This window comes from Empedobacter sp. UBA7611 (assembly GCF_002484365.1).
GTDB lineage: Bacteria > Bacteroidota > Bacteroidia > Flavobacteriales > Weeksellaceae > Empedobacter > Empedobacter falsenii_B.
In genome coordinates, this window is sequence record NZ_DLJR01000049.1 from 38,408 (window position 1) to 58,057 (window position 19,650).

A 19,650-nucleotide genomic window follows, 5' to 3' on the forward strand; every position below is an offset into this window, starting at 1 on the left:
TAAAATAGGACAATACAAAATAAGATGTCAAAAATTTGTCAAATTACAGGTAAGAAGAGATTAGTGGGAAACAATGTTTCTCATGCTAATAATAAAACAAAACGCACTTTTGAAGTGAATTTGTTCAAAAAGAGATTTTTTATGCCAGAAACTGGTGAGTGGATTACATTAAGAGTTTCTGCACACGGTTTAAAAACAATCAACAAATTAGGAGTTGATGAGGCTGTTAAACGTGCACGTAAAGAAGGTTTAATCAAATAATTTAAGACACCATGGCAAAAAAAGGAAACAGAGTACAGGTTATTTTAGAATGTACAGAGCATAAAGAAAGTGGTATGCCAGGAATGTCTCGTTATATCACAACTAAAAACAAAAAAAATACTCCAGATCGTATTGAGTTGAAAAAATACAACGCAGTATTGAAAAAGTATACAATTCACAAGGAGATTAAATAATAAAATTTTAGACGATGGCAAAGAAAACGGTAGCAACCCTACAAACTGGGTCTAAAAAAATGACCAAAGTTATCAAAATGGTAAAATCTCCAAAATCTGGAGCTTACGTATTTGTTGAAAAAGTAGTTAACGCTGATGAAGCAGATTCTTTCTTCACGAAATAATCAAATCATCTCCTTAACAAAAAATATTTAAGGTTAATTGAGCTGCCTCGTTTTCAGGGCGGCTTTTTTATTTCCTTATATTTTATGTATCTTCGTACAAAATTTTAAGAAATTTAGCTTATTAATGAGTTGGTTCAAAAAGATATTAGGTAAAGAAAGCAAAGAAAAATTAGATGAAGGATTAGAAAAATCTAAAACTTCTCTATTTGATAAAATCAGTCGTGCTGTAGTAGGTAAATCTAAAGTAGACGATGAGGTTTTAGATGATTTAGAGGAAGTATTGATTTCTTCTGATGTCGGTGTCGAAACAACGATCAAAATTATTCGTCGAATAGAAGAACGTGTAGAACGTGATAAATATGTTTCGACTTCTGAGTTAGATTTAATTCTTCGCGAAGAAATTGCAGGCTTACTTTCCGAAAATAATATAGAAGATACAAACGGTTTTTCGATTCCGAAGAAAGATGTACCATACGTTATTATGGTGGTCGGAGTAAATGGAGTTGGGAAAACGACGACGATTGGTAAGTTGGCTTCTCAATTCAAATCACAAGGACTTAAAGTAGTTCTTGGAGCGGCAGATACGTTTCGTGCGGCGGCTGTAGATCAATTGGTAATTTGGTCGGAGCGTGCAGGTGTTCCAATTGTAAAACAAGCAATGGGTTCTGATCCTGCTTCGGTTGCATTTGATACCATTCAGTCGGCAGTTGCGCAAAATGCAGATGTTGTTTTGATTGATACAGCAGGACGTTTGCACAATAAAATAAACTTGATGAACGAGTTAACAAAAATAAAACGTGTTATGCAAAAGGTAATTCCAGATGCACCTCACGAAGTTTTGTTAGTGTTAGATGGATCTACAGGTCAAAATGCTTTTGAGCAAGCGAAACAATTTACACAAGCAACAGAAGTTTCTTCTTTAGCAGTTACAAAATTAGATGGAACAGCAAAAGGAGGAGTAGTAATTGGAATTTCAGATCAATTTCAGATTCCAGTTAAATACATTGGTGTTGGTGAAGGAATCAATGATTTGCAAGCTTTCAATAAAATGGAGTTTGTCGATTCTTTTTTTAAACGCAATAATTAAGAAATTCAATTTCTATAAAATATAAATCCTTCAAGTTTTCTTGAAGGATTTTTTTGTTTCTATTTTTCAATTTGAAATACTTACTGCTTTTTTTAAATATTTTTTCGAATCTATTTGCTGAATCATAAAATTAGCAACATCAGATCGACTAATTTTTAAAGATAATTTTTTGATAGTTTCATCAAAGTTTTCCTGATAATTAGTACTAATTTCTCCGTCTGTTAAAGCACTTGGACGTACAATTGTATAATCTAAATCGCTTTCCATAATGTGTTTTTCTTGTAAGTTATGATCTGGTAAAACTTTTTTCAATAGAAAACCAAACATAACATATTTCCAAATAAAATTCAGATTGGTATAACTATTTCCGGCACCAATTGTTGACTGGCAAATAAATCGATTTGTTGTAGAATCTTTTAATGCAGTTATAATTTGTTTAGTTCCTTCAGCTCTTATTTTACCAATTTTTCCATCGCCCAAAGCGCATAAAACAACGTCTTGATTTTTAACAGCTTCTTTCACATCGGCAAGATTAAGTACATCACCTTGAAAAATATTCAAATTTGGATGATTTTTAGAAGTTAATTTTTCAGGATTTCGGACAAAAGCTGTTACAGAATAACCCTTTTCCAATGCTTGATTCACAATTTTTTCTCCTACAGAACCTGTAGCTCCAAATACAATAATCTTCATAATTTTAGAATTTTGATACAACAAATTTTGTGAAATTCTAAATCAAAAAATAGAATAAAAACGACACAAATATTTATCCAAATTTTTTCGGAGTTTTTCCTGTAAAAGCTTTGAAAACTCGTATGAAATGCGATTGATCAGAGAAACCGTTTTCGTAGACGATATCGGTTAATTTTTTGTAATCTTTGGCTGTTAATTGTTGTAAAGAAGATTGAAATTGAATGATTTTTGAAAATTGTTTTGCTGATAAACCTGTTTCCTTTAAAAATCTTCTTTCAAAAGTTCGAATATTTAAACTCTCACTTTGGGCAATAGAATTGATTTGTATTTGACCTTTTTCGGTAATAATTTTTACAATAGCATTTCGAATAGATAAATCAAGATTGACCTTCTTTTTTTCAAAATAATCAATCAATAAATTTGAAATCAAATGAATTCGTTCTTCAATTGATTTAGCATTGATTAAATTTTCAACCAATTTATGATGAGATTGATTAGAAGAATTATCTAAAAAATAACAATTATCGTTGATACTTTCTGGCGTAATATCCCAAAAAGCGCGTAATACAAACGGATAAAATTGAAAAATAATAATTTGATAAGGACTATTAATTTCAAGAGTTATTGGAGTAATTGTTTGACCATACAAAAAAAGAGTAGGCATTTTTTTGTTATGAGGAAGTACGCTCAAAGTAAGATTCGATTCTTGAAACATCAATCCAGGATATCCATCAGCAAAAAAAGGAATAGAGGTTTGCGTATTTTCTTTTTTCTCGAAAACCCAAATGTTTTTCACAAAAAGATTGATTGATTTGTCAGGAAGAATACTTTGAAAATTCATTGTAATAGTTTTAATAAACAACCTTAATATATTCTTTATAAAACTTTTTGCTTTTGTTTTCTTTTTTCGAAATTGTTTTTAGAAACTCATTCAAATATTCTCTAAAAGGAGAATCTTTCGCTAAAGCATCTTGTTTTTTACTTGTCAAAACTTGAACGGTTCCGTACATTTCTTCATCATTTTCTACGCTCGATGCAATCAAAGTAAAGGTTTCATTGGCTTCATTAATGATATTTTTATTCGACCAAACTAACAACGGTTGATTATTTTCAGTGTACAAAACATTGTCCCATTTTCCTAACCAATCATATAGCATTTTTTTCGCAACTAAAGACGTTTGGAAACTTTCGACACGATATTCTGTCAACGAACGTTCGGCTTGTTCTTGCGCATATAATAAATGAAAACTTGTAAAAAGTGCGATAAAAAGAAATAATTTTTTCAAACTCAAAAATCTAATGATGAGTAAAGTTAAGGAAAAATAATTTCAAATTTTATGTAACTTATTCTCTAATTCTAAGACTTATACAATAACACTAACTATTAAAATAATAGATGAATTAACCATGAATAAAATTTTTGTACTCGCTACTACATTATCAGGAATTTTTGTTTTTGCTCAAGAAGAAAAGCAAGATTCTATAGATTATAATCCAATCGAAATAAAAGAAGTTTTAATTCAGTCGCAACGTAAAAAAATGTTTGCTGATAAAGCTGTTTATACATTCGACAAAGCTGCGTTGGAAAAAGCGCGCTATGCAAAAGATTTGTTGAATACATTGCCAGAATTACAAGTTGATCCTATTTCTAATACATTAAAAAGTACGAAAGGAGGAACGACATTATTTTTGATTAATGGAATTGAAGCGACAGATAATCAAATTCGTTCTGTGAAACCACAAGATGTTATTCGCGTAGAATATTTTGATATTCCAGCAGCACGTTATGCCAATCGTGCAGATCAGGTTGTGAATTTGATCACTCGAAATCCTGAAAATGGTTATGTTTTCGGTTTTGATGCAACTTCGGCTTTATCTACAGGTTTTGTAAATGGTTCTGCTTATGCAGATTTTACAAAAGGAAAAAATAATTTAGGCTTAGAATATTATATTAATTTAAGAGATTATGATAATAGAGAAAATAATAATTCTTATTCATATTCACTTCGAAATGATTTAGATGAATTAACAAATTATCGAACAAATGAAAAAAGATTCGATCATTTTGGTTACACATTTCAAAACGTTTTACTTCGTTATACCAATTCAGATTCTGATAAATATACATTTCAGGCAAAATTTTATATGGATATCCTGACAAGTTTTTCTGATGTTAATGGAAATAGCGTTTTTTCTACCAATCAAGATTCCGAAAATCACACGGTTTACAAACACGGCAACGAAAGCTATACCAAACCAACTTTAGATCTTTATTATTCAAAAAAAATAGGTAAAAAAGATGAATTGAATTTAAACTTTGTTGGTTCGCATTTTAATACAAATTCATACGATTTTTCTCATGAATGGCAGACCAATAATCAAACTGATGTTTATCAATACATAACAAACTTAAAAGCAAAACAAACCGCAATTGTTGGAGAAATAGCGCATGTACATGATTTTAGAAAAGGAAAATTAAGTTCTGGTTATCGAATTTCGAATAATAAGATAAACAATGATTTAGAAAATTTATTGGGTTTTGATAATTATAAGGTTAACTATTTAGAACAATATATTTATTCTGAGTTTTCTGGAAAAACTAAAAAATTAATGTATCGTTTGGGATTAGGTTTAACGAATATTAATAATAAAAGTAAAGAAGAAAAAGTAGAAGATTGGATTTTTACGCCAAAGTTGATTTTGGGCTATGAATTAACAAAAAAACAAAGTTTGAGATTCACAAGTTCATATAAACCGCGTAAAAGTTACAGCGACGAATTGAGTAGTAATGTCATTCAAATCGTTCCTAATATTGTTCAAAAAGGAAATCCATATTTAAGAAATCAAAAAACTTGGTCAAATAATTTAACGCATTCATTCAATTCGAAATATTTTGATCTAAACACAACTTTATTCTATAATTACAAAAAAGATGCTGTAAATCGATTATATGTTTTAGACGAAAATAGATATGCTTTGACGTATGAAAATGCGAAAAATGGACAAGAATACGGAATTCAATTATCAGGATTAATAAAACCTTTCGGAACAGATTTATTAACACTAAAAGTTGTATTAAAACCAATATCTGAAAATCTAAAACTTGAAAATGGAAAAACAATCAACAATGATTATATCTGGAATTACTTTGCAATAAATTCTGTTTATAAAAATTTTAGTATTAATTATTCGTTCAATATTCCTGTTTATACTTTAAATGGTGCTTTTTTGAGCACTAATGAAAATAGCAGCCATTTGTCTCTTGCTTATAAAATGAATAACTGGACTTTTTCTTCAGGAATGTATTGGGTAGGAATGCCTTCGGAATACAAAACAAAATCGTTGAATGAAAGTTTAGTAAATTATACAAGTCATACACAAATTTGGAACAACAAAAATATGTTTGTTTTAGGATTAAGCTATGATTTTGCTACAGGAAAGAAAACAGATGTCAAACGAAAATTAGAAAATGAAACTGCGGGAGCTGCAACGTTTTAATTATAGTTGGTTTTTTGTATATTTAATAAAATTATGAATTATGAATAGAAAGTATATATTTTATGGAATGATTATAATTTCGATAGTTTTATTTGCTTATTCTTTATATCATTATAATATTGACGATTATAAATGGTTGTTTATAGCTATTTTATCATATTATTTTTTGAAAAAATCAATTGATATTTTAAGAATAAAAGTAGAACTTTCTAATTATGATTGTATGAGATATTATATTCCTTTTTATTCTTATTTTAGAAAAGGATAAGAAGAGTTAAACGAGATATACGAAAAATGTCATTCCGACGAATGAAGGAATTGATAATTATAAAAAAGTAAAAACCNNGGTTTTTACTTTTTTATAATTCAGCTAAGAAATTTAGCGTATCAATATTATCTGCATAATCATTTAATTTCGGAAATTGAGTTTGCCCAAATTCAACATAATTCGGATTATCTTTCATTTCATTTCCTACAACACACTGAATTTGATTTCCATTTTCAATCAAATAATTTTTTACATGATCTAGATCGTCATAAATTTCGAAATTAACAACCGCGATTGGAGAATGCAAAGCCGAATCTCTCTTCATTAAGACAAAATTATTATCTAAAAAATCATCTTTTCCTAATAGAAATATCGCTCGATTATAATCGTAATTATTAGCATATTTTGGATGATTAATGATATAGCCCCAAGAAAAAATAGCTTCGAAAATTTTTGGTAATTGAGCTTCATCTTTTACATAAAGTTTAGTTACATTTCGGCAACCTAATCCAAAATAAATGAATAAGTCGTTACCCAATTTTTTCAATTCTTCGTCTGTTTCCAAACCATTCAATACAGCAACCGAAGTTCTATTTTTACGAATAATGTTAGGAAATTTTCCAAAATATTGTTCAAAATAACGCGCCGTATTATTACTTCCTGTTGCAATAACAGCGTCAAAATTTTCTAATCGTTCAACAGTTTGAATAATCAATTTGAAATTTTCATCAATCGAATACAAATATTTTATCGCTAATTTGATTAATTTATCATCTTTAGATGAGGTTTTGATTAACGCATTATTTCCAGAAATAACAACAGAAAGCAAATCATGAAAACCAACCAAAGGTAAATTTCCTGCCATTATAATTCCAACATTTTTTGGCATTTCAGCAAATGGATAATCTTTCGTCCAAGCCAATAAATTTTCTTCCGTTAAAGCTTCTGCCCAACTTTTCAAGGCTAACGTAATATTATCTTTTGTAAACCAATTGTTGTAGGCTTCTGCATCGCTCACCGCATATTCAGCTTCTTCTTTCCAATTCTCGAATTTTTCTGTCAGTTCTGTGTCTTTAATCGAATCATTATTTATAATAAAATTAAAAAACTGCCCCAATTCGTTAAATGCTGAAATCCTTTGTTCAAATGTCATTTTTTCTGAAAATTAAATGTAATTTTGTAGTTGCAAATGTAGGAAATAAAAAAACAGATACAATGGCTATAATTATTACAGATGAATGTATAAATTGTGGAGCTTGTGAGCCAGAATGTCCAAATAACGCGATTTATGAAGCTGCGGTAGATTGGAAATATTCTGATGGAACTTCTCTTAGCGGAACAATTGTAAACGTAGACGGCGCAACTTTTGACGCTGATGCGGTGCAAGATCCTGTGAGTGATGAGGTTTATTACATTGTTCCCGATAAATGTACTGAATGTAAAGGTTTCCACGAAGAACCACAATGTGCGGCAGTTTGTCCGGTGGATTGTTGTGTGCCTGATGATAACCACGTAGAAAGCGAGGAACGCCTTTTGAGTAAAAAAGCGTTTATGCACTTAGAGTAAAAATCGTCACAACTTTACATATCATAACCTCGACTTTTAGAAGTCGAGGTTATGATATGTTCAATTTTCTAATCACATTTTAATATTATTCTAATCGGATAGTAATACTATTATAGCGTATAGTCTTGTATTTTTGATAGGAAAGATTAAATAAATAAAAACGGATGAATTTTCAGTTGAAATTCAGTGTAAACGAAAAACTATATCTTAAAAATCCAGAAAGTAGCGAAGTTGGAAAAACTATTGTAAAACAAGCAATAGAGCTGATTTTTGAAACAGGATTTGAACATTTTACATTCAAAAAATTGGCGGTAAAAATAAATTCTACAGAAGCTACAATTATCGTTATTTTTCTTCAAAATATAAATTATTGACCTATATTTTGAATTGGTATTGGTCTTACATTGAATTTATTTGCGAATTAAAAACGAAAGAGATTAAAAACTCATTAGAAAAATTAGATAAGATATTAGAGATTATTACACATTATGATAATTCTTGTGAAGAAGTGGAAGATTATAATATAAAGAAGCTTCATACCATTGTAATATCAGAAAGTAGTAAATCTTATCTCGTAAAAGAAGTAGATAAAATTTGTAAAGAAATGGTTTTTGCTCCATTAGAAAGTCTTTGCAAATTTATTGCGGTAATCATAGAAGAAGTTAAAGGAGATTTTCCTTATCCTTTTTCTTTAGCAAGTACATTATTAGAAACTGCGCACGATCAACATTTTTTTAGTGAACATTTACCTAATCTTACAGATAATCATCAAGAACAGAATCACACAGTTTATGTGTTAGATTATTTAAAATATATTACGTCAAACTTTATCAAATAAACACAATGGCATCAATATCAGCAAGCGAACACGGTAGAAAACTGCTTCGCTATATTACAAAAGAGAAAAAAGATGTAACAAATATTTATTTCTATGCAATACTAAATGGACTTGTGTCTTTAAGCATTCCGTTAGGTATACAATCTATTATTGGGTATGTGTTAGGAGCAACAATGGTTACCTCTATTTATATCCTGATTTTCTTTGTTGTAATCGGAACTTTCTTTGTAGGATATTTTAGATTGAAAGTAATTGAAATTATCGAAAAAATTCAACAAAAAATATATGTAGAATTTTCGATGGCTTTCGCAGATAAATTACCTAAAGTAAACTTATCAACTACTAGAAAGTATTATTTACCAGAGTTAATGAATAGATTTTTTGATATTCAGAATTTTCAAAAAGGAGTTTCAAAAGTTCTTTTAGAAATACCAACGGCATTAATCCAAATTCTGTTTGGTATCTTATTATTAGCTTTTTATCACCCTTGGTTTTTAGCATTTGGAGGACTTGTAGTTATATCTATTGTTATGATATTTTACTACACAATGGAAAGTGGAATAAAATCTAGTATAGAAGAAAGTGATAAGAAATATGAAACGGCAGCTTGGATAGAAGATGTCGCAGCTTCTGTAAAAACATTTAAAATACATTCAGAAAAAGGAACGCATCTTATTGGAACAGATGACCGTGTTTCAGATTATTTAGATGATAGAACTTCTCACTTTAAAGTACTAGTTTTCCAATACAAAACAGTAATTGCCTTTAAAGTAATAATTACGTTTACAATGTTAGCTATAGGTACTTACCTTATGTTGGATCAGCAATTAAATATTGGGGCATTTATTGCAACAGAAATTGTTGTTTTAACAATTATGGCCGCTGTAGAAAAGTTAATTGTTAGTTTAGAGAGTTATTATGATATGATTACTTCTTATGCTAAGCTTACTAAAGTAACAGAATTAGACGAAGAAGTTGAAGGAGATATAGAACTTTTATACAAAAAACAAGGAACAACAATTGAGTTTAAAGATGTAGAATTTGCCTATAATGATAGTCCTAAAATTTTAGACAATATAAACTTTAAACTTCAAGAAAATACATTAACAGTAATAACAGGAAAAACAGGTACTGGGAAATCACTTCTTTTAAATATGTTGGCTGGTTTTTACGAATCGAGCTCAGGAAGTATTCTTTACGATAAAATTCCATTGAAAAACTTAAATAAGAAACATTTCAGAAGTAGTGTTGGACTTTATTTAGAGAGTGCAAAAGTTGTTCAAGGAACTGTTCAAGAAAATATTCTTTTAGGAAATACACAAAGCAATACACAAAGTATTATAGAACTTTCTGATGAATTAGGAATAGAAAATATTTCTAATTTATTTAGTAAAGGTTTTGCAACAGAAATTAGCGAAACAGATTCGGAACTTTCATTTAGTTCTAAAAAGAAAGTACTTCTTCTTCGTTCATTATTAGGAGAAAAGAGATTATTGCTTTTAGAGAATCCTATGAGCGGAATGTCAGATCAATTTCAAGAAAAAATGATTGAGTATTTAAATGGCTTAAAAAAGCATACAACTATTGTTGTTGTGTCGTCGAATAATAAGCTTATCCGATTTGCAGATCAACATCTTCATTTAGAAGATGGAACACTTAAAGTTATTTCATAAAAATTAAAGAAAATGCAACTAAAATCATTCGATAAAATATATCAAATTCGTAAAAAATCGAGAGTTAAAAGATGGTTTTTATTCATTCTTTTAGCCGGAATTGTTACGTTGTTTCTTCCTTGGACACAGAATATAAAAGTTAAAGGAAATGTTTCATCTTTATATCAATCTCAGCGTCCACAACAATTAAATTCTCCAATTCCTGGACGAATTATTAAATGGAATGTAAAAAATGGAGATTATGTTTCTAAAGGAGATACACTTTTACAACTATCTGAGATAAAAGAAGATTACATGGATCCTTTGTTAGTACAGCGTACAGAAGAACAAGTGGATGCAAAAATAGGCGTAAGAGAATTTTATAGAGCTAAAGTTGGTACAGCAAAAAATCAATTAGAGGCTTTAAATGCAGCTAGAGATTTAAAATTAAATCAGGTTAAAATTAAAATTAGTCAGTTAAATAACAAATTAGTTGGAGAAGAAGCTGAATTAGTTGCAGCAACAAATGAGCTAAAACTTTCTGAAGATCAGTATGCAAGACAAAAGAAAATGTATGATGAAGGTTTAGTTTCATTAACACAATTTCAACAAAGAAGTATTTCTTATCAGAATTCGATTGCGAAGAAAACAGCTTATGAGAATAAAGTTTCACAAACGAAACAAGAAATCATTAATACACAAATTGAGCAAAATGCTGTAACACAAGATTACAATGAGAAATTAAGTAAAATTGAAGGAGAGCGTTTTCAAAGTATGGGACAAATTGAAGGAAGTGATGGAGATATTGCAAAACTTCAAAATCAAGTTGCGAATTATAAAGCAAGACAAGGTTTATACTTTATTATTGCTTCTCAAGACGGTCAAATAGTTCAGTTGAACAAAGCTGGTATTGGAGAAGTATTAAAAGATGGAGAAAACATTGGTACTATTGTTCCTACGAATGTAGATTATGCTGTAGAGATTTATGTTCGACCAGTAGATTTGCCATTGGTAAAAGAAGGACAGCGTGTAATGTGTATTTTCGATGGTTTTCCAGCAATTGTTTTCTCTGGTTGGCCAGATTCTAGTTATGGTGTTTTTTCAGGAAAAGTTGTTGCTGTAGAAAGTAATATTAGTCCAAATGGTCTTTTTAAAGCATTGGTTATTGAAGATAAAAATGAGAAAAAATGGCCAACAAAAATTAAGATGGGAACAGGAACACAAGGAATTGCAATTCTTAACGATGTTCCTATTTGGTACGAGTTATGGCGAAATATAAATGGATTTCCACCAGATTACTACGAGGTTGCAAATACAAAAACAACAAAAGATGAAAAAAGTAAATAAGGTATTCCTTGTTTTAGTTTTATTAATTTCTCACTTTAGTTTTGGACAGGATTCTTTAAAAATATCTTCATCAGAATTTATTTCAGTGGTGAAGAATTATCATCCACTGGCTTTAAAATATCAACTTCAGAATAAAATAGCATTGGAAGAAATAACAAGAGCAAGAGGTGGTTTTGATCCTGTTTTAGCAGCAAAATTAGGAGAAAAGAATATTGATGGAACAAGGTATTATGAACAAAAAAATATTGAACTAGGTATTCCGACTTGGTATGGAATAGATATTAATGGTAGTTACAATCATATACAAGGAGATAAATTAAGTAATACAGAAACTGTTGGAGGTTTATTTCAATTTGGTGTAACAATTCCTTTGGCTAAAAACTTATTGTACGATAAAAGAAGAGCAATGTTAGATCAGGCAAAATTTGCACTGAAAATGACAGAAGCTGAGCAAACGGTTTTAACAAACGACCTTCTTTTAGAAGCAGAAAATACCTATTGGGAATGGGTTCAGAATTTTGAAATTTATAAATTAAAATCTGAAATTGTTGACATTAATAAAGAGCGTTTAGATTTTACAAGAAAAACATTAGATTTTGGAGAAGTACCTGCTATTGATACTATAGAAGCACTTTCTCAGTTGCAAAGTTTTGAATTGCAACGACAAGATGCTTTTTTAAATTTTGTAAAAAGTACACAGCAGCTTCAGTTATATTTATGGAAAGATAATCAACAACTGTATGAGCTTACAGCAATGATTTATCCTTCGGATGGATTAGAAAATCATTCAGCTTATTCTGATTTTGAGTTTTTAATTGACGAAGTAGAATCTCAAGAATTAGATGCGCATTCATCTATTTTATATTACAATCAAAAACAAAATATCTTAGAAAGTGAACGAAGATTAAAATTTCAGAGTTTTCTTCCTAAAATAGATTTTACGTATAATTTCTTTACGAAAGAGGGGTACTCAGCCGATTATTTACCATTCTTTGATAATAATTTTCAATATGGTTTAAAGTTAGAAATTCCGATATTTCTACGAGAAGCAAGAGCAAATTATGAAATAGCTAAAATTAAGCTGAATCAGAATGCTTTAGATACTCAGATAAAAAGTAGAGAGTTAGATGTTAAAATAGAGACCTATAAAAATGAAATTTTAAATTTTCATACTCAAATAAATCTTTCTCGAAATAATCTGCAAAATTATAGAAAGCTTTTAGATGCAGAAGAAACAAGGTATGGAATTGGTGAAAGTTCACTCTTCTTAATTAATTCACGCGAAAATAAAGTTATAGATGCTCAAGAGAAATTTATTTCTATTCGAACAAAATTTCTAAAAAGTTTTAATAAACTAAAATGGTTGAAAGAAAATTTTTTAGTTGCAACTACAAATTAAGGCATAATGCCTATTTATTATTTTCGTATTTGTTTGATTTATAATTTATTTATATTGAAAAATATAAGATTAAATTCTTTCAATTACTTGAAAAGTAAAAATTCCACTTCAAAAATGAAGTGGAATTTTTTTATTTATTCTTTAATAATATAGATCCTTGTAATTTATTTGGCACACTAGAATTTAATTCATTCCATTGCGCGAAGAACCAATAACTATCGGACGGTAATGGCGTTCCATTCAAATATTTTCCATTCCAAATAAATTGATTACTTAAAGAACCTTCAAAAATATTTTTTTCCTTGTCTGTCAAAAATTCTAAAAACAGGATTTTCTTTGGTTGCTAAGAATGAGAAATCAACTTTATCATTCAAGCCATCACCATTTGGAGAAATAAAAGTATAAAAATCAGGAATAATAAACGTAGAACTTTTTATACATCCCTCTACAGTTTGTATTTCAATTTTATGAGAGCCTTTTGATACATTACTGAATATATTTGTGCTTACCCATTCTAATTCATCTATTCTGTAAAGAATAGGACTATTTCCGTTTATAACATTTACTAAAACATCATTCTTCGTAATATTTAAACTAATTCTTACAGGTTCACAAGGATCTGGAGCAGGAATTGTTTCAAAGGTATTGGTAGAACAAGAAACTGCTGGTCCAACAGTATTCGTAGCAGTTACTTTTACATAGTATGTTGTTGCGTGAGAAAGAGTAGTGGTAAGTGTAAAATTATCTACATCACCAACATTGTAATTATTTAAAATATCATTCCCATCAATAGTTGTTCCTATTGTAATTAGATACGCTGTTGCATCAGTAACTTTATTCCATCTAATTGTAGGAGTTAATGATACATTCTTTTCTCCGTTTGCAGGAGAATTTACAGTTGTACAAGTAGGTGCTGTTGGAATCTTTTCTGTCTTAAATCTATAAATTTGACAGTTTTCCTTTAAAATACCAATAAGTGTATTTTCTGGTTGTATTGAAACACTGTACCAAGTATTTGGTTTTAAGTCTGTAGTTATTCCAGTATAATTTATTGTACTAATAGAAGAATCTATTACCGTAGCTGTAACTACACTCGCTCCAAGTTCATCTGTAATTTTAAGTCTGTATTGACTAGCATTAGCAATTTTATTCCAAGAGATTATTGGTCTTAAGGTTACATTTTCCTCAGTGTCGTATGGCGAAATAATAGTCGGACAGTCGGGGAAAAATAGCTCACGATCAAATGTTAATTCGTAAGCACCTAGATCGACAGAATTTCCGTAATGTCTATTTCTTTTGTCTAAATCATGGAATAGAGAAGTAGCCCCACCAGCAACCTGTTGAAACAATTCTTCTTTACCAGCATTAAGTGCAGGACTAGGAATTTGTAAAGTATAATCACTATTATTATCAACAAAAAGAGGATCAATACCAATTAAATTATTAGAAGCAGAATATTCTTCTATAATATTGTTTGTAATATCATTTGTGAAAGAAGAAGAACCAATCGTTTCTGCTGCAATATCTTTTTTAAAGTCAGTAGATTTAGATGTGTTTAGATAGAAAATACTATTTACAACAGTTGTTTTAGAACCATCTTTAAAAAGAATAGCTGAGTTTGTATTTTTTACAAATGTAGCATTCGTTATAGCTAAGATATTTGCATTGTAAATAGCTCCACCATTAATTGATGCTTTATTGTTACTAAATAAAGAACTTAGAATTTTCAATTCATGATTACTTCCATTGTAAATACCACCTCCAATTTTTGCCGTATTATTCATGAAATGAATTCTATTTAAATAAGTTTTAGAAGTAGGTGTTGCGTAAATACCAGCACCATTTTCTTCTGCAGTATTATTAATAAAATAAATGGCAGTTAGATTAATATCGCTATTATCATTGTAAATTCCACCACCATTTCTAGTACTATAATTATTTTCAAAATTTAATTTTGTATCAAATCCAATACTATTTCCTGCAACTTGCTCCATCTCTAAATTAGTATCTTTAATATATAATGCAGCACCATTTAAATAGGACTTATTACCTGAAAAAGAAAAATTATCAATAACAGCTTTTTTAGAATTATTAACATACAATGCACTTGCATTAGTACCATTTGTAGAAGTGTAGTAGCTGTCTTTGAAATCAACAAAATCAAAATAAAAATCATCTACATTATTCACGTAAACAGCACTTGTGTTAGAGATATTAGTGTTTTTTACAATAATGTCTTTAAAATTTAATTTAGGAGTATTGATTACAGATATAGCACTACCTTCCTCTGATCTTGTTGTTAGATTAGCATTTTGAATGGTAAATGTGTTTAATTCAACTGTTCGATTATTCTCAAAACTGAATATTTTTGTTATGTTTTGACCATCGATAGATGTTAGTGTAGCATCACTAGAAACAATTTCAATAGGATTTCCTGTTTCGGGATCAATCTCATAAGAATATCCACCTGTAATTTTCACAGTTTGATAATTATTGAAATTAATCTTTTTATTAGTTTTTAAAATACCTTTGTAAAGTTTAACTTCTATAAAAAATCTATTGGTACTTGAATTTACTAAGTCAGCTAGGTTATCAAAAGACATAGCATTATCCCAGTTAGCTCCAGAACCATTTCCTGTTCTAGCTTCTCGAACATAGTATTATCCAAAGTTTCTTTGCAAAGTCTTTATTTTAGAGGGTTGGTTACTCATTTTATAGCAGTTAGTACAACATAAGTACAACAATTGGAAAAGTATGTTTTAAGTCTTTGTTGAGATTAGATTTTGAGCCATAAAAAACGAAACTTTAACATTTGATCTGGGCTTAAAAATGCGAAATTCGAGCATATAAACCGACTTTATTTAACTGAGCAGTACAATTCATCAACTGATATTCTGCCAATTTGGAACAATAATAGTCCCTTGATGCTTTTACGTATCCATTTTGAAGCAACAATTCATTCAAACATTCGCCTGATTCCAGGATTACATAACCTAATTACCTATGATAAAAATCGTAGGCATTTTTTATTTCTGTAAGTATGGTTACTCTATCTCCAACACCCAAAACGTTAGTTAGGTAATTTCTTGCGTCTCATCCTAACTCGATCAACAAACTAGCAGGAAGATGCGTTTTTTCTTCATCTATTTTTAATTTTCTATTCTTTCGGATTTCTGGTGCGTCTATTCCATACAATCTGATATCTTTTTCTTCTTTCGAAAAAGCGTGTTTAACCACCAAAGTATCTGCTTCTTTGATTTCTAATACATTATAAAATATTTCCACGTAATAGGGTTCTTTAGCACTGTATTTCATTGTATTGCAATTAGTTAGATGTTGTCTATACAAATTTAATTATTCAACTTTGTAATAGTATTATTCTCAAATGTTTAACTAATAAATTTAAAGTTATGGCAAGACAAAAAGGACTAATGAAGTACATCGGAACCATTGGAGATGTACGTCATTTTAAAATTAAAGGACAACCTGGCTTTTATGCTGGTATGGTTGGTGGTCCAACTGCTCAGCAGGTGAAATCTGCACCTGAGTTTGAACGTACTCGTGAAAATATGAATGAGTTTGGTGGTTGTGCAAGAACTGGAAAATCGTTGCGTACCGCTCTTTCTCAAGTCATGAGTAAAATGGCAGATAGTCAAGTTACAGGTCGATTAACTTCAGTAATGAAGAAAATCAACTTAGAAGATGGTACAGAAGCCAGAGGTTATCGTAAAGTTGAAGTTTCTACTCAACGCCAATATTTAATTGGTTTTGAGTTCGATAAAAAGCTTTCGATTAATGGTGTTTTTAATGCACCTTATGATGTTGAACATAATGTAGATAGAAACGAAGCTGATTTCGTTGTTGCAGCTTTTAATCCGGCTGAACTGATTTCTGCTCCTGCTGGTACTACACACTTTCGTTTAATTAATGCATTGGCTGTTTTATCGGATTTCTCGTTCAATCCTACAACTGGAAATTATGAGCCTGACGATGCTATTAATAACGAATTAAATGTTGTTGAATACTCGGCTTATATCCCGTTAAATGTTCCATATGCCGGAAGTACGATTTCGGCAGCTTTACCAGGTGCGCCAACTTTGGCAAACAATGTTACGGTTGTGCAATGTATCGGTATTGAATTTTTCCAAGAAGTTAACGGAAATTATTATCCTTTCGCCTCTGGAAACTGCTTGAAAATCGAAGATGCTTTTTAAGCTGTTGATTGGTTAAAGAGTCTTTTCGATTTGAAAAGGCTCTTTTTTGTTTCACCTTAATTGAATAAATAATGCATGTAAAAATTGTTCGTGTGGCTCAAGGAAAGCAAAGTACGTTGAGTCATTTATATATTGATGGAATCTTTCAATGCTACTTGTTAGAAGATAAGATTCGAGCAGATAAGATACCGAAGCAAACGGCTATTCCAACTGGAAATTTTCAACTCCGTTTAAATACGTGGGGCGGTATGAATACCAAGTATAAAAATCTGATGGGTAAGGTTCACGAAGGTATGATTGAAATTGATCAGCTTCCGAATTTTGATTACATCTACATTCATATTGGAAACCTTCATTCTGAGACTTCCGGTTGTCCATTGACAGGATTTGGCTTTCAGAAAGTAGGTGAAGATTATCAAGTGGTTCAATCACGTGATGCTTACAAAATGGTTTATCCAAAGTTAGTAAAACTAATCAAGGACAAACAAACCGCAATTGTAATCGAGAATAATTTTCAATTCTAAAATCAGAAGCTATGGAAAATGAATTGGTTTTAAATGTCCTTTTCGGTTCAGTTTCAAGTTTATTATTGGCAGTGGTTGCTTACTTCATTAAGCAATTACACTCTGATTTTAAAAAAATGGAAAAGGATATTACAGAAGTAAAAACGATGGCTTTATTGATCAAAACTGAATTTAAAAACAGTTATGATTTACTCAGCCAACGTGTCGAATATTTAGAATCAAGAATTACAACTCTTGAAATGTTAAATCTTAAAAATAAACGTGATGAAAAAGGATAGTTTAAATTTAGTTGAGCGTGTAACCAATGAAACACCAAAATGGTTTAAAATCGTTCGTAATGTTGGATTAGCTTTAACTGCGATTAGCGGTACTATCTTAGCTGCTCCGGTTGTTCTTCCGGCAACGGTTATTACAGTTGCAGGATATTTGGCTTTAGGTGGTGCAATCGCCAGTGCTGTTGCTCAAACTGCTGTAAAGATTGATGAAGCAGATAATGATCCAAATAAAAAATAGTCTAAAAAGACCTTATCAGGACTTTCAGGACTTTTTGAAATCTCATCGTAATGGTGAGATTTTTTTATGCGTGATAACTGCACCCAATTATCTATAGAGGTGGAATATGTACGCTTTATCTCCGAAACGAAGTCGGAATGTTGTCGAAAAAGATGAATCAAAATTATAAAATCGAGGAAGTGGTTTTGGTTCAAATTCAATGTTTTTTGAAAAGAAAAAAAGAGAAAAAAAAGAAAGCCATTCTTTCAGGAATGGGCGTTTTAAAGGCAAGGTTTTCAAGCAAAATACTACCCGAATGGGTGGAGATTTTGTGAGAAACCCGAAGGGCTTGACCTTGACGTAAAACGACCACTAACTAACTTTGCTATCTTTTTTGTGAATTTTGGTGTGTCTATTCCGGAATGAACGCACGGGGGCAACACGCGCAGGTGAAGAAAAGCAAACCATAATCAAAATAAGGTGGCGAGGGAATGTAGCTGAACATCCCTTTAGGGTGTTTTGCTACACCGAGCCAATTGGTGTGGGCTAATGAGCTATCAAGCAGCACAAAAGTGAGGGGTTACGGAACACGTTAGTGTGGAGTACCGAACGATGTGATGCGACTAGCGGTTTAGCGCAATACACCAATGTACCTTACTAAAAAACTTTTGCTTTTTCTGAACCTGTAACCGCTTTCTTGGGTGGCGGGGTGCGTGGAATAATTAGAAATTATGAATGATGAATTATTGGAAATGCGTTGTGGTAAATGGAATAGCGTTCGGCACTTATGATACACATCTATTCATTATCACTTTTTTGCTTGATCAAAAAAGTAATCAAAAAAATCAAGACTTAGATTTTCGTCGGTCAATCATCATCTCTCGCCACTAAAATGCTCGATCATTCGCTATCGCTCAGCGATCATTTTTACGCTGTGTTCAATGGATTGACACTCGTCTGGTAATCGAAATGCCATTTATTTAGCCTTGTTTTTTTGGTGGGTTTGAATGATGGTTATTGTAAGGAGGTGAAGTTGCGGATTATTGGAGTAAATTATACACGAAGCTTCTCCTCTTAATCTCAAATGCCTAACGAGCATTTTTGTGTGTAACGAAAAGCCGCTAAAAAATGGGCTTGACTGAAAGGAAAGCTTATTTTAGGCTTGATTTTGCGGAGTTGGGTGAATGGAACGCTTCGCTTAGTAATTGGTGATTAGTAAATCGTAATTAGTTATTACTGGGCTTGAAAAACGTATGGATAGTGAAATGAGCCTAACGGAGTAAATCGTTGCGCAAAAATGATTGAGGCAATACTGCTACTTCAACAAGGGCAAAAAACGACATGAGATACTCTCTGCTTCGGACAGGTAAAGGAAGGGGCTATTTTACATAATATGATTATAGTGGGCTTGTCCCCGAAGCCCGCTAGGCGACTATAATGAACGGAATTTTAT

General features: G+C 30.7%; 22 protein-coding genes. 16 read left to right on the top strand and 6 right to left on the bottom strand.

Annotated elements, in window-relative coordinates; all coding sequences use genetic code 11:
• The first annotated feature begins 24 nt into the window (after positions 1-24).
• The 4 genes from rpmB to ftsY all read left to right on the top strand — a co-directional run bounded on the left by rpmB (position 25) and on the right by ftsY (position 1,706).
• Positions 25-261: a 50S ribosomal protein L28 gene (rpmB, locus tag B3R94_RS08590; protein WP_038337064.1), complete on the top strand. Its 237-nt coding sequence runs from the start codon at positions 25-27 to the stop codon at positions 259-261.
• An 11-nt stretch (positions 262-272) separates the two neighbouring features.
• A complete protein-coding gene (rpmG, locus tag B3R94_RS08595) occupies positions 273-455 on the top strand; it encodes a 50S ribosomal protein L33 (protein WP_038337065.1) in 183 nt (60 codons plus the stop codon).
• Positions 456-469: 14 nt separating this feature from the next.
• Complete coding sequence (locus B3R94_RS08600; RefSeq protein ID WP_084106961.1) at positions 470-619, top strand: DUF4295 domain-containing protein; 150 nt, start codon at positions 470-472, stop codon at positions 617-619.
• A gap of 124 nt (positions 620-743) precedes the next feature.
• Positions 744-1,706, top strand: a complete 963-nt coding sequence (ftsY, locus tag B3R94_RS08605; protein ID WP_114999036.1) for a signal recognition particle-docking protein FtsY — start codon at positions 744-746, stop codon at positions 1,704-1,706.
• A 66-nt stretch (positions 1,707-1,772) separates the two neighbouring features.
• Here ftsY and B3R94_RS08610 read toward each other — a convergent pair whose 3' ends face one another.
• The 3 genes from B3R94_RS08610 to B3R94_RS08620 form a co-directional block, all read right to left on the bottom strand.
• A complete protein-coding gene (locus B3R94_RS08610; protein ID WP_291100109.1) occupies positions 1,773-2,399 on the bottom strand; it encodes an NAD(P)-dependent oxidoreductase in 627 nt (208 codons plus the stop codon).
• 73 nt (positions 2,400-2,472) lie between these two features.
• Positions 2,473-3,240, bottom strand: a complete 768-nt coding sequence (locus B3R94_RS08615) for a helix-turn-helix domain-containing protein (protein WP_291100112.1) — start codon at positions 3,238-3,240, stop codon at positions 2,473-2,475.
• A gap of 10 nt (positions 3,241-3,250) precedes the next feature.
• Positions 3,251-3,685: a hypothetical protein gene (locus tag B3R94_RS08620; RefSeq protein ID WP_291100115.1), complete on the bottom strand. Its 435-nt coding sequence runs from the start codon at positions 3,683-3,685 to the stop codon at positions 3,251-3,253.
• Between the two features lie 121 nt (positions 3,686-3,806).
• On the opposite strand from B3R94_RS08620, the gene B3R94_RS08625 reads away from it, so the two are divergent.
• Positions 3,807-5,897 (top strand): TonB-dependent receptor plug domain-containing protein, encoded by a 2,091-nt coding sequence (locus B3R94_RS08625; protein ID WP_291100118.1) that lies wholly within the window; start codon positions 3,807-3,809, stop codon positions 5,895-5,897.
• Positions 5,898-6,256: 359 nt separating this feature from the next.
• On the opposite strand, the gene B3R94_RS08630 is transcribed toward B3R94_RS08625, so the two are convergent.
• Positions 6,257-7,318, bottom strand: coding sequence for an acyl-CoA reductase (locus tag B3R94_RS08630; RefSeq protein ID WP_291100121.1), 1,062 nt, complete (start codon positions 7,316-7,318; stop codon positions 6,257-6,259).
• A 62-nt stretch (positions 7,319-7,380) separates the two neighbouring features.
• Between B3R94_RS08630 and B3R94_RS08635 the strand changes: the two genes are divergently transcribed.
• The 6 genes from B3R94_RS08635 to B3R94_RS08660 all read left to right on the top strand — a co-directional run bounded on the left by B3R94_RS08635 (position 7,381) and on the right by B3R94_RS08660 (position 12,967).
• The gene (locus B3R94_RS08635) at positions 7,381-7,731 is read left to right on the top strand and encodes a 4Fe-4S dicluster domain-containing protein (protein WP_114999046.1); all 351 of its coding nucleotides are present in this window, start codon (positions 7,381-7,383) and stop codon (positions 7,729-7,731) included.
• A 164-nt stretch (positions 7,732-7,895) separates the two neighbouring features.
• Positions 7,896-8,105, top strand: coding sequence for a hypothetical protein (locus B3R94_RS08640; protein WP_280037216.1), 210 nt, complete (start codon positions 7,896-7,898; stop codon positions 8,103-8,105).
• Complete coding sequence (locus B3R94_RS08645) at positions 8,102-8,569, top strand: hypothetical protein (RefSeq protein WP_280037217.1); 468 nt, start codon at positions 8,102-8,104, stop codon at positions 8,567-8,569. Before B3R94_RS08640 ends, B3R94_RS08645 begins: the two co-directional genes overlap by 4 nt.
• 5 nt (positions 8,570-8,574) lie before the next feature.
• On the top strand, positions 8,575-10,242 hold the full coding sequence (locus B3R94_RS08650; RefSeq protein ID WP_125349677.1) for a peptidase domain-containing ABC transporter: 1,668 nt from the start codon (positions 8,575-8,577) through the stop codon (positions 10,240-10,242).
• Positions 10,243-10,254: 12 nt separating this feature from the next.
• The gene (locus B3R94_RS08655) at positions 10,255-11,568 is read left to right on the top strand and encodes an HlyD family secretion protein (RefSeq protein ID WP_291100125.1); all 1,314 of its coding nucleotides are present in this window, start codon (positions 10,255-10,257) and stop codon (positions 11,566-11,568) included.
• Positions 11,552-12,967: a TolC family protein gene (locus B3R94_RS08660; RefSeq protein ID WP_185144165.1), complete on the top strand. Its 1,416-nt coding sequence runs from the start codon at positions 11,552-11,554 to the stop codon at positions 12,965-12,967. Before B3R94_RS08655 ends, B3R94_RS08660 begins: the two co-directional genes overlap by 17 nt.
• 284 nt (positions 12,968-13,251) lie before the next feature.
• Here the strand turns inward: B3R94_RS08660 and B3R94_RS08665 are convergent, their stop codons facing one another.
• A complete protein-coding gene (locus tag B3R94_RS08665; protein WP_291100128.1) occupies positions 13,252-15,447 on the bottom strand; it encodes a hypothetical protein in 2,196 nt (731 codons plus the stop codon).
• A gap of 613 nt (positions 15,448-16,060) precedes the next feature.
• Positions 16,061-16,252, bottom strand: coding sequence for a hypothetical protein (locus B3R94_RS08670; RefSeq protein ID WP_291100131.1), 192 nt, complete (start codon positions 16,250-16,252; stop codon positions 16,061-16,063).
• A gap of 125 nt (positions 16,253-16,377) precedes the next feature.
• On the opposite strand from B3R94_RS08670, the gene B3R94_RS08675 reads away from it, so the two are divergent.
• The 5 genes from B3R94_RS08675 to B3R94_RS08695 all read left to right on the top strand — a co-directional run bounded on the left by B3R94_RS08675 (position 16,378) and on the right by B3R94_RS08695 (position 18,532).
• Positions 16,378-17,181 carry a hypothetical protein gene (locus B3R94_RS08675; RefSeq protein WP_291100134.1) on the top strand — a complete coding sequence of 268 codons (804 nt, stop codon included), beginning with the start codon at positions 16,378-16,380 and terminating at the stop codon, positions 17,179-17,181.
• 71 nt (positions 17,182-17,252) lie between these two features.
• Positions 17,253-17,705 carry a DUF5675 family protein gene (locus B3R94_RS08680; RefSeq protein WP_291100137.1) on the top strand — a complete coding sequence of 151 codons (453 nt, stop codon included), beginning with the start codon at positions 17,253-17,255 and terminating at the stop codon, positions 17,703-17,705.
• Positions 17,706-17,716: 11 nt separating this feature from the next.
• Positions 17,717-17,983 (top strand): hypothetical protein, encoded by a 267-nt coding sequence (locus B3R94_RS08685; protein WP_068599396.1) that lies wholly within the window; start codon positions 17,717-17,719, stop codon positions 17,981-17,983.
• Positions 17,970-18,218, top strand: a complete 249-nt coding sequence (locus B3R94_RS08690; protein ID WP_038335651.1) for a hypothetical protein — start codon at positions 17,970-17,972, stop codon at positions 18,216-18,218. The genes B3R94_RS08685 and B3R94_RS08690 overlap by 14 nt, the downstream gene beginning before the upstream one ends.
• A gap of 152 nt (positions 18,219-18,370) precedes the next feature.
• A complete protein-coding gene (locus B3R94_RS08695) occupies positions 18,371-18,532 on the top strand; it encodes a hypothetical protein (RefSeq protein ID WP_291100140.1) in 162 nt (53 codons plus the stop codon).
• Positions 18,533-19,650 lie beyond the last annotated feature (1,118 nt).

Bases quoted from the DNA above. Each gene is read 5' to 3' on its own strand.
- B3R94_RS08675 (WP_291100134.1), top strand. From the start codon at position 16,378: ATGGCAAGACAAAAAGGACTAATGAAGTACATCGGAACCATTGGAGAT.
- B3R94_RS08690 (WP_038335651.1), top strand. From the start codon at position 17,970: ATGAAAAAGGATAGTTTAAATTTAGTTGAGCGTGTAACCAATGAAACA.
- B3R94_RS08660 (WP_185144165.1), top strand. From the start codon at position 11,552: ATGAAAAAAGTAAATAAGGTATTCCTTGTTTTAGTTTTATTAATTTCT.
- B3R94_RS08640 (WP_280037216.1), top strand. From the start codon at position 7,896: ATGAATTTTCAGTTGAAATTCAGTGTAAACGAAAAACTATATCTTAAA.
- rpmG (WP_038337065.1), top strand. From the start codon at position 273: ATGGCAAAAAAAGGAAACAGAGTACAGGTTATTTTAGAATGTACAGAG.
- B3R94_RS08630 (WP_291100121.1), bottom strand. From the start codon at position 7,318: ATGACATTTGAACAAAGGATTTCAGCATTTAACGAATTGGGGCAGTTT.
- B3R94_RS08655 (WP_291100125.1), top strand. From the start codon at position 10,255: ATGCAACTAAAATCATTCGATAAAATATATCAAATTCGTAAAAAATCG.
- ftsY (WP_114999036.1), top strand. From the start codon at position 744: ATGAGTTGGTTCAAAAAGATATTAGGTAAAGAAAGCAAAGAAAAATTA.
- B3R94_RS08685 (WP_068599396.1), top strand. From the start codon at position 17,717: ATGGAAAATGAATTGGTTTTAAATGTCCTTTTCGGTTCAGTTTCAAGT.
- B3R94_RS08650 (WP_125349677.1), top strand. From the start codon at position 8,575: ATGGCATCAATATCAGCAAGCGAACACGGTAGAAAACTGCTTCGCTAT.
- B3R94_RS08625 (WP_291100118.1), top strand. From the start codon at position 3,807: ATGAATAAAATTTTTGTACTCGCTACTACATTATCAGGAATTTTTGTT.
- B3R94_RS08635 (WP_114999046.1), top strand. From the start codon at position 7,381: ATGGCTATAATTATTACAGATGAATGTATAAATTGTGGAGCTTGTGAG.
- B3R94_RS08610 (WP_291100109.1), bottom strand. From the start codon at position 2,399: ATGAAGATTATTGTATTTGGAGCTACAGGTTCTGTAGGAGAAAAAATT.
- B3R94_RS08615 (WP_291100112.1), bottom strand. From the start codon at position 3,240: ATGAATTTTCAAAGTATTCTTCCTGACAAATCAATCAATCTTTTTGTG.
- B3R94_RS08680 (WP_291100137.1), top strand. From the start codon at position 17,253: ATGCATGTAAAAATTGTTCGTGTGGCTCAAGGAAAGCAAAGTACGTTG.
- B3R94_RS08695 (WP_291100140.1), top strand. From the start codon at position 18,371: ATGAATCAAAATTATAAAATCGAGGAAGTGGTTTTGGTTCAAATTCAA.
- B3R94_RS08600 (WP_084106961.1), top strand. From the start codon at position 470: ATGGCAAAGAAAACGGTAGCAACCCTACAAACTGGGTCTAAAAAAATG.
- rpmB (WP_038337064.1), top strand. From the start codon at position 25: ATGTCAAAAATTTGTCAAATTACAGGTAAGAAGAGATTAGTGGGAAAC.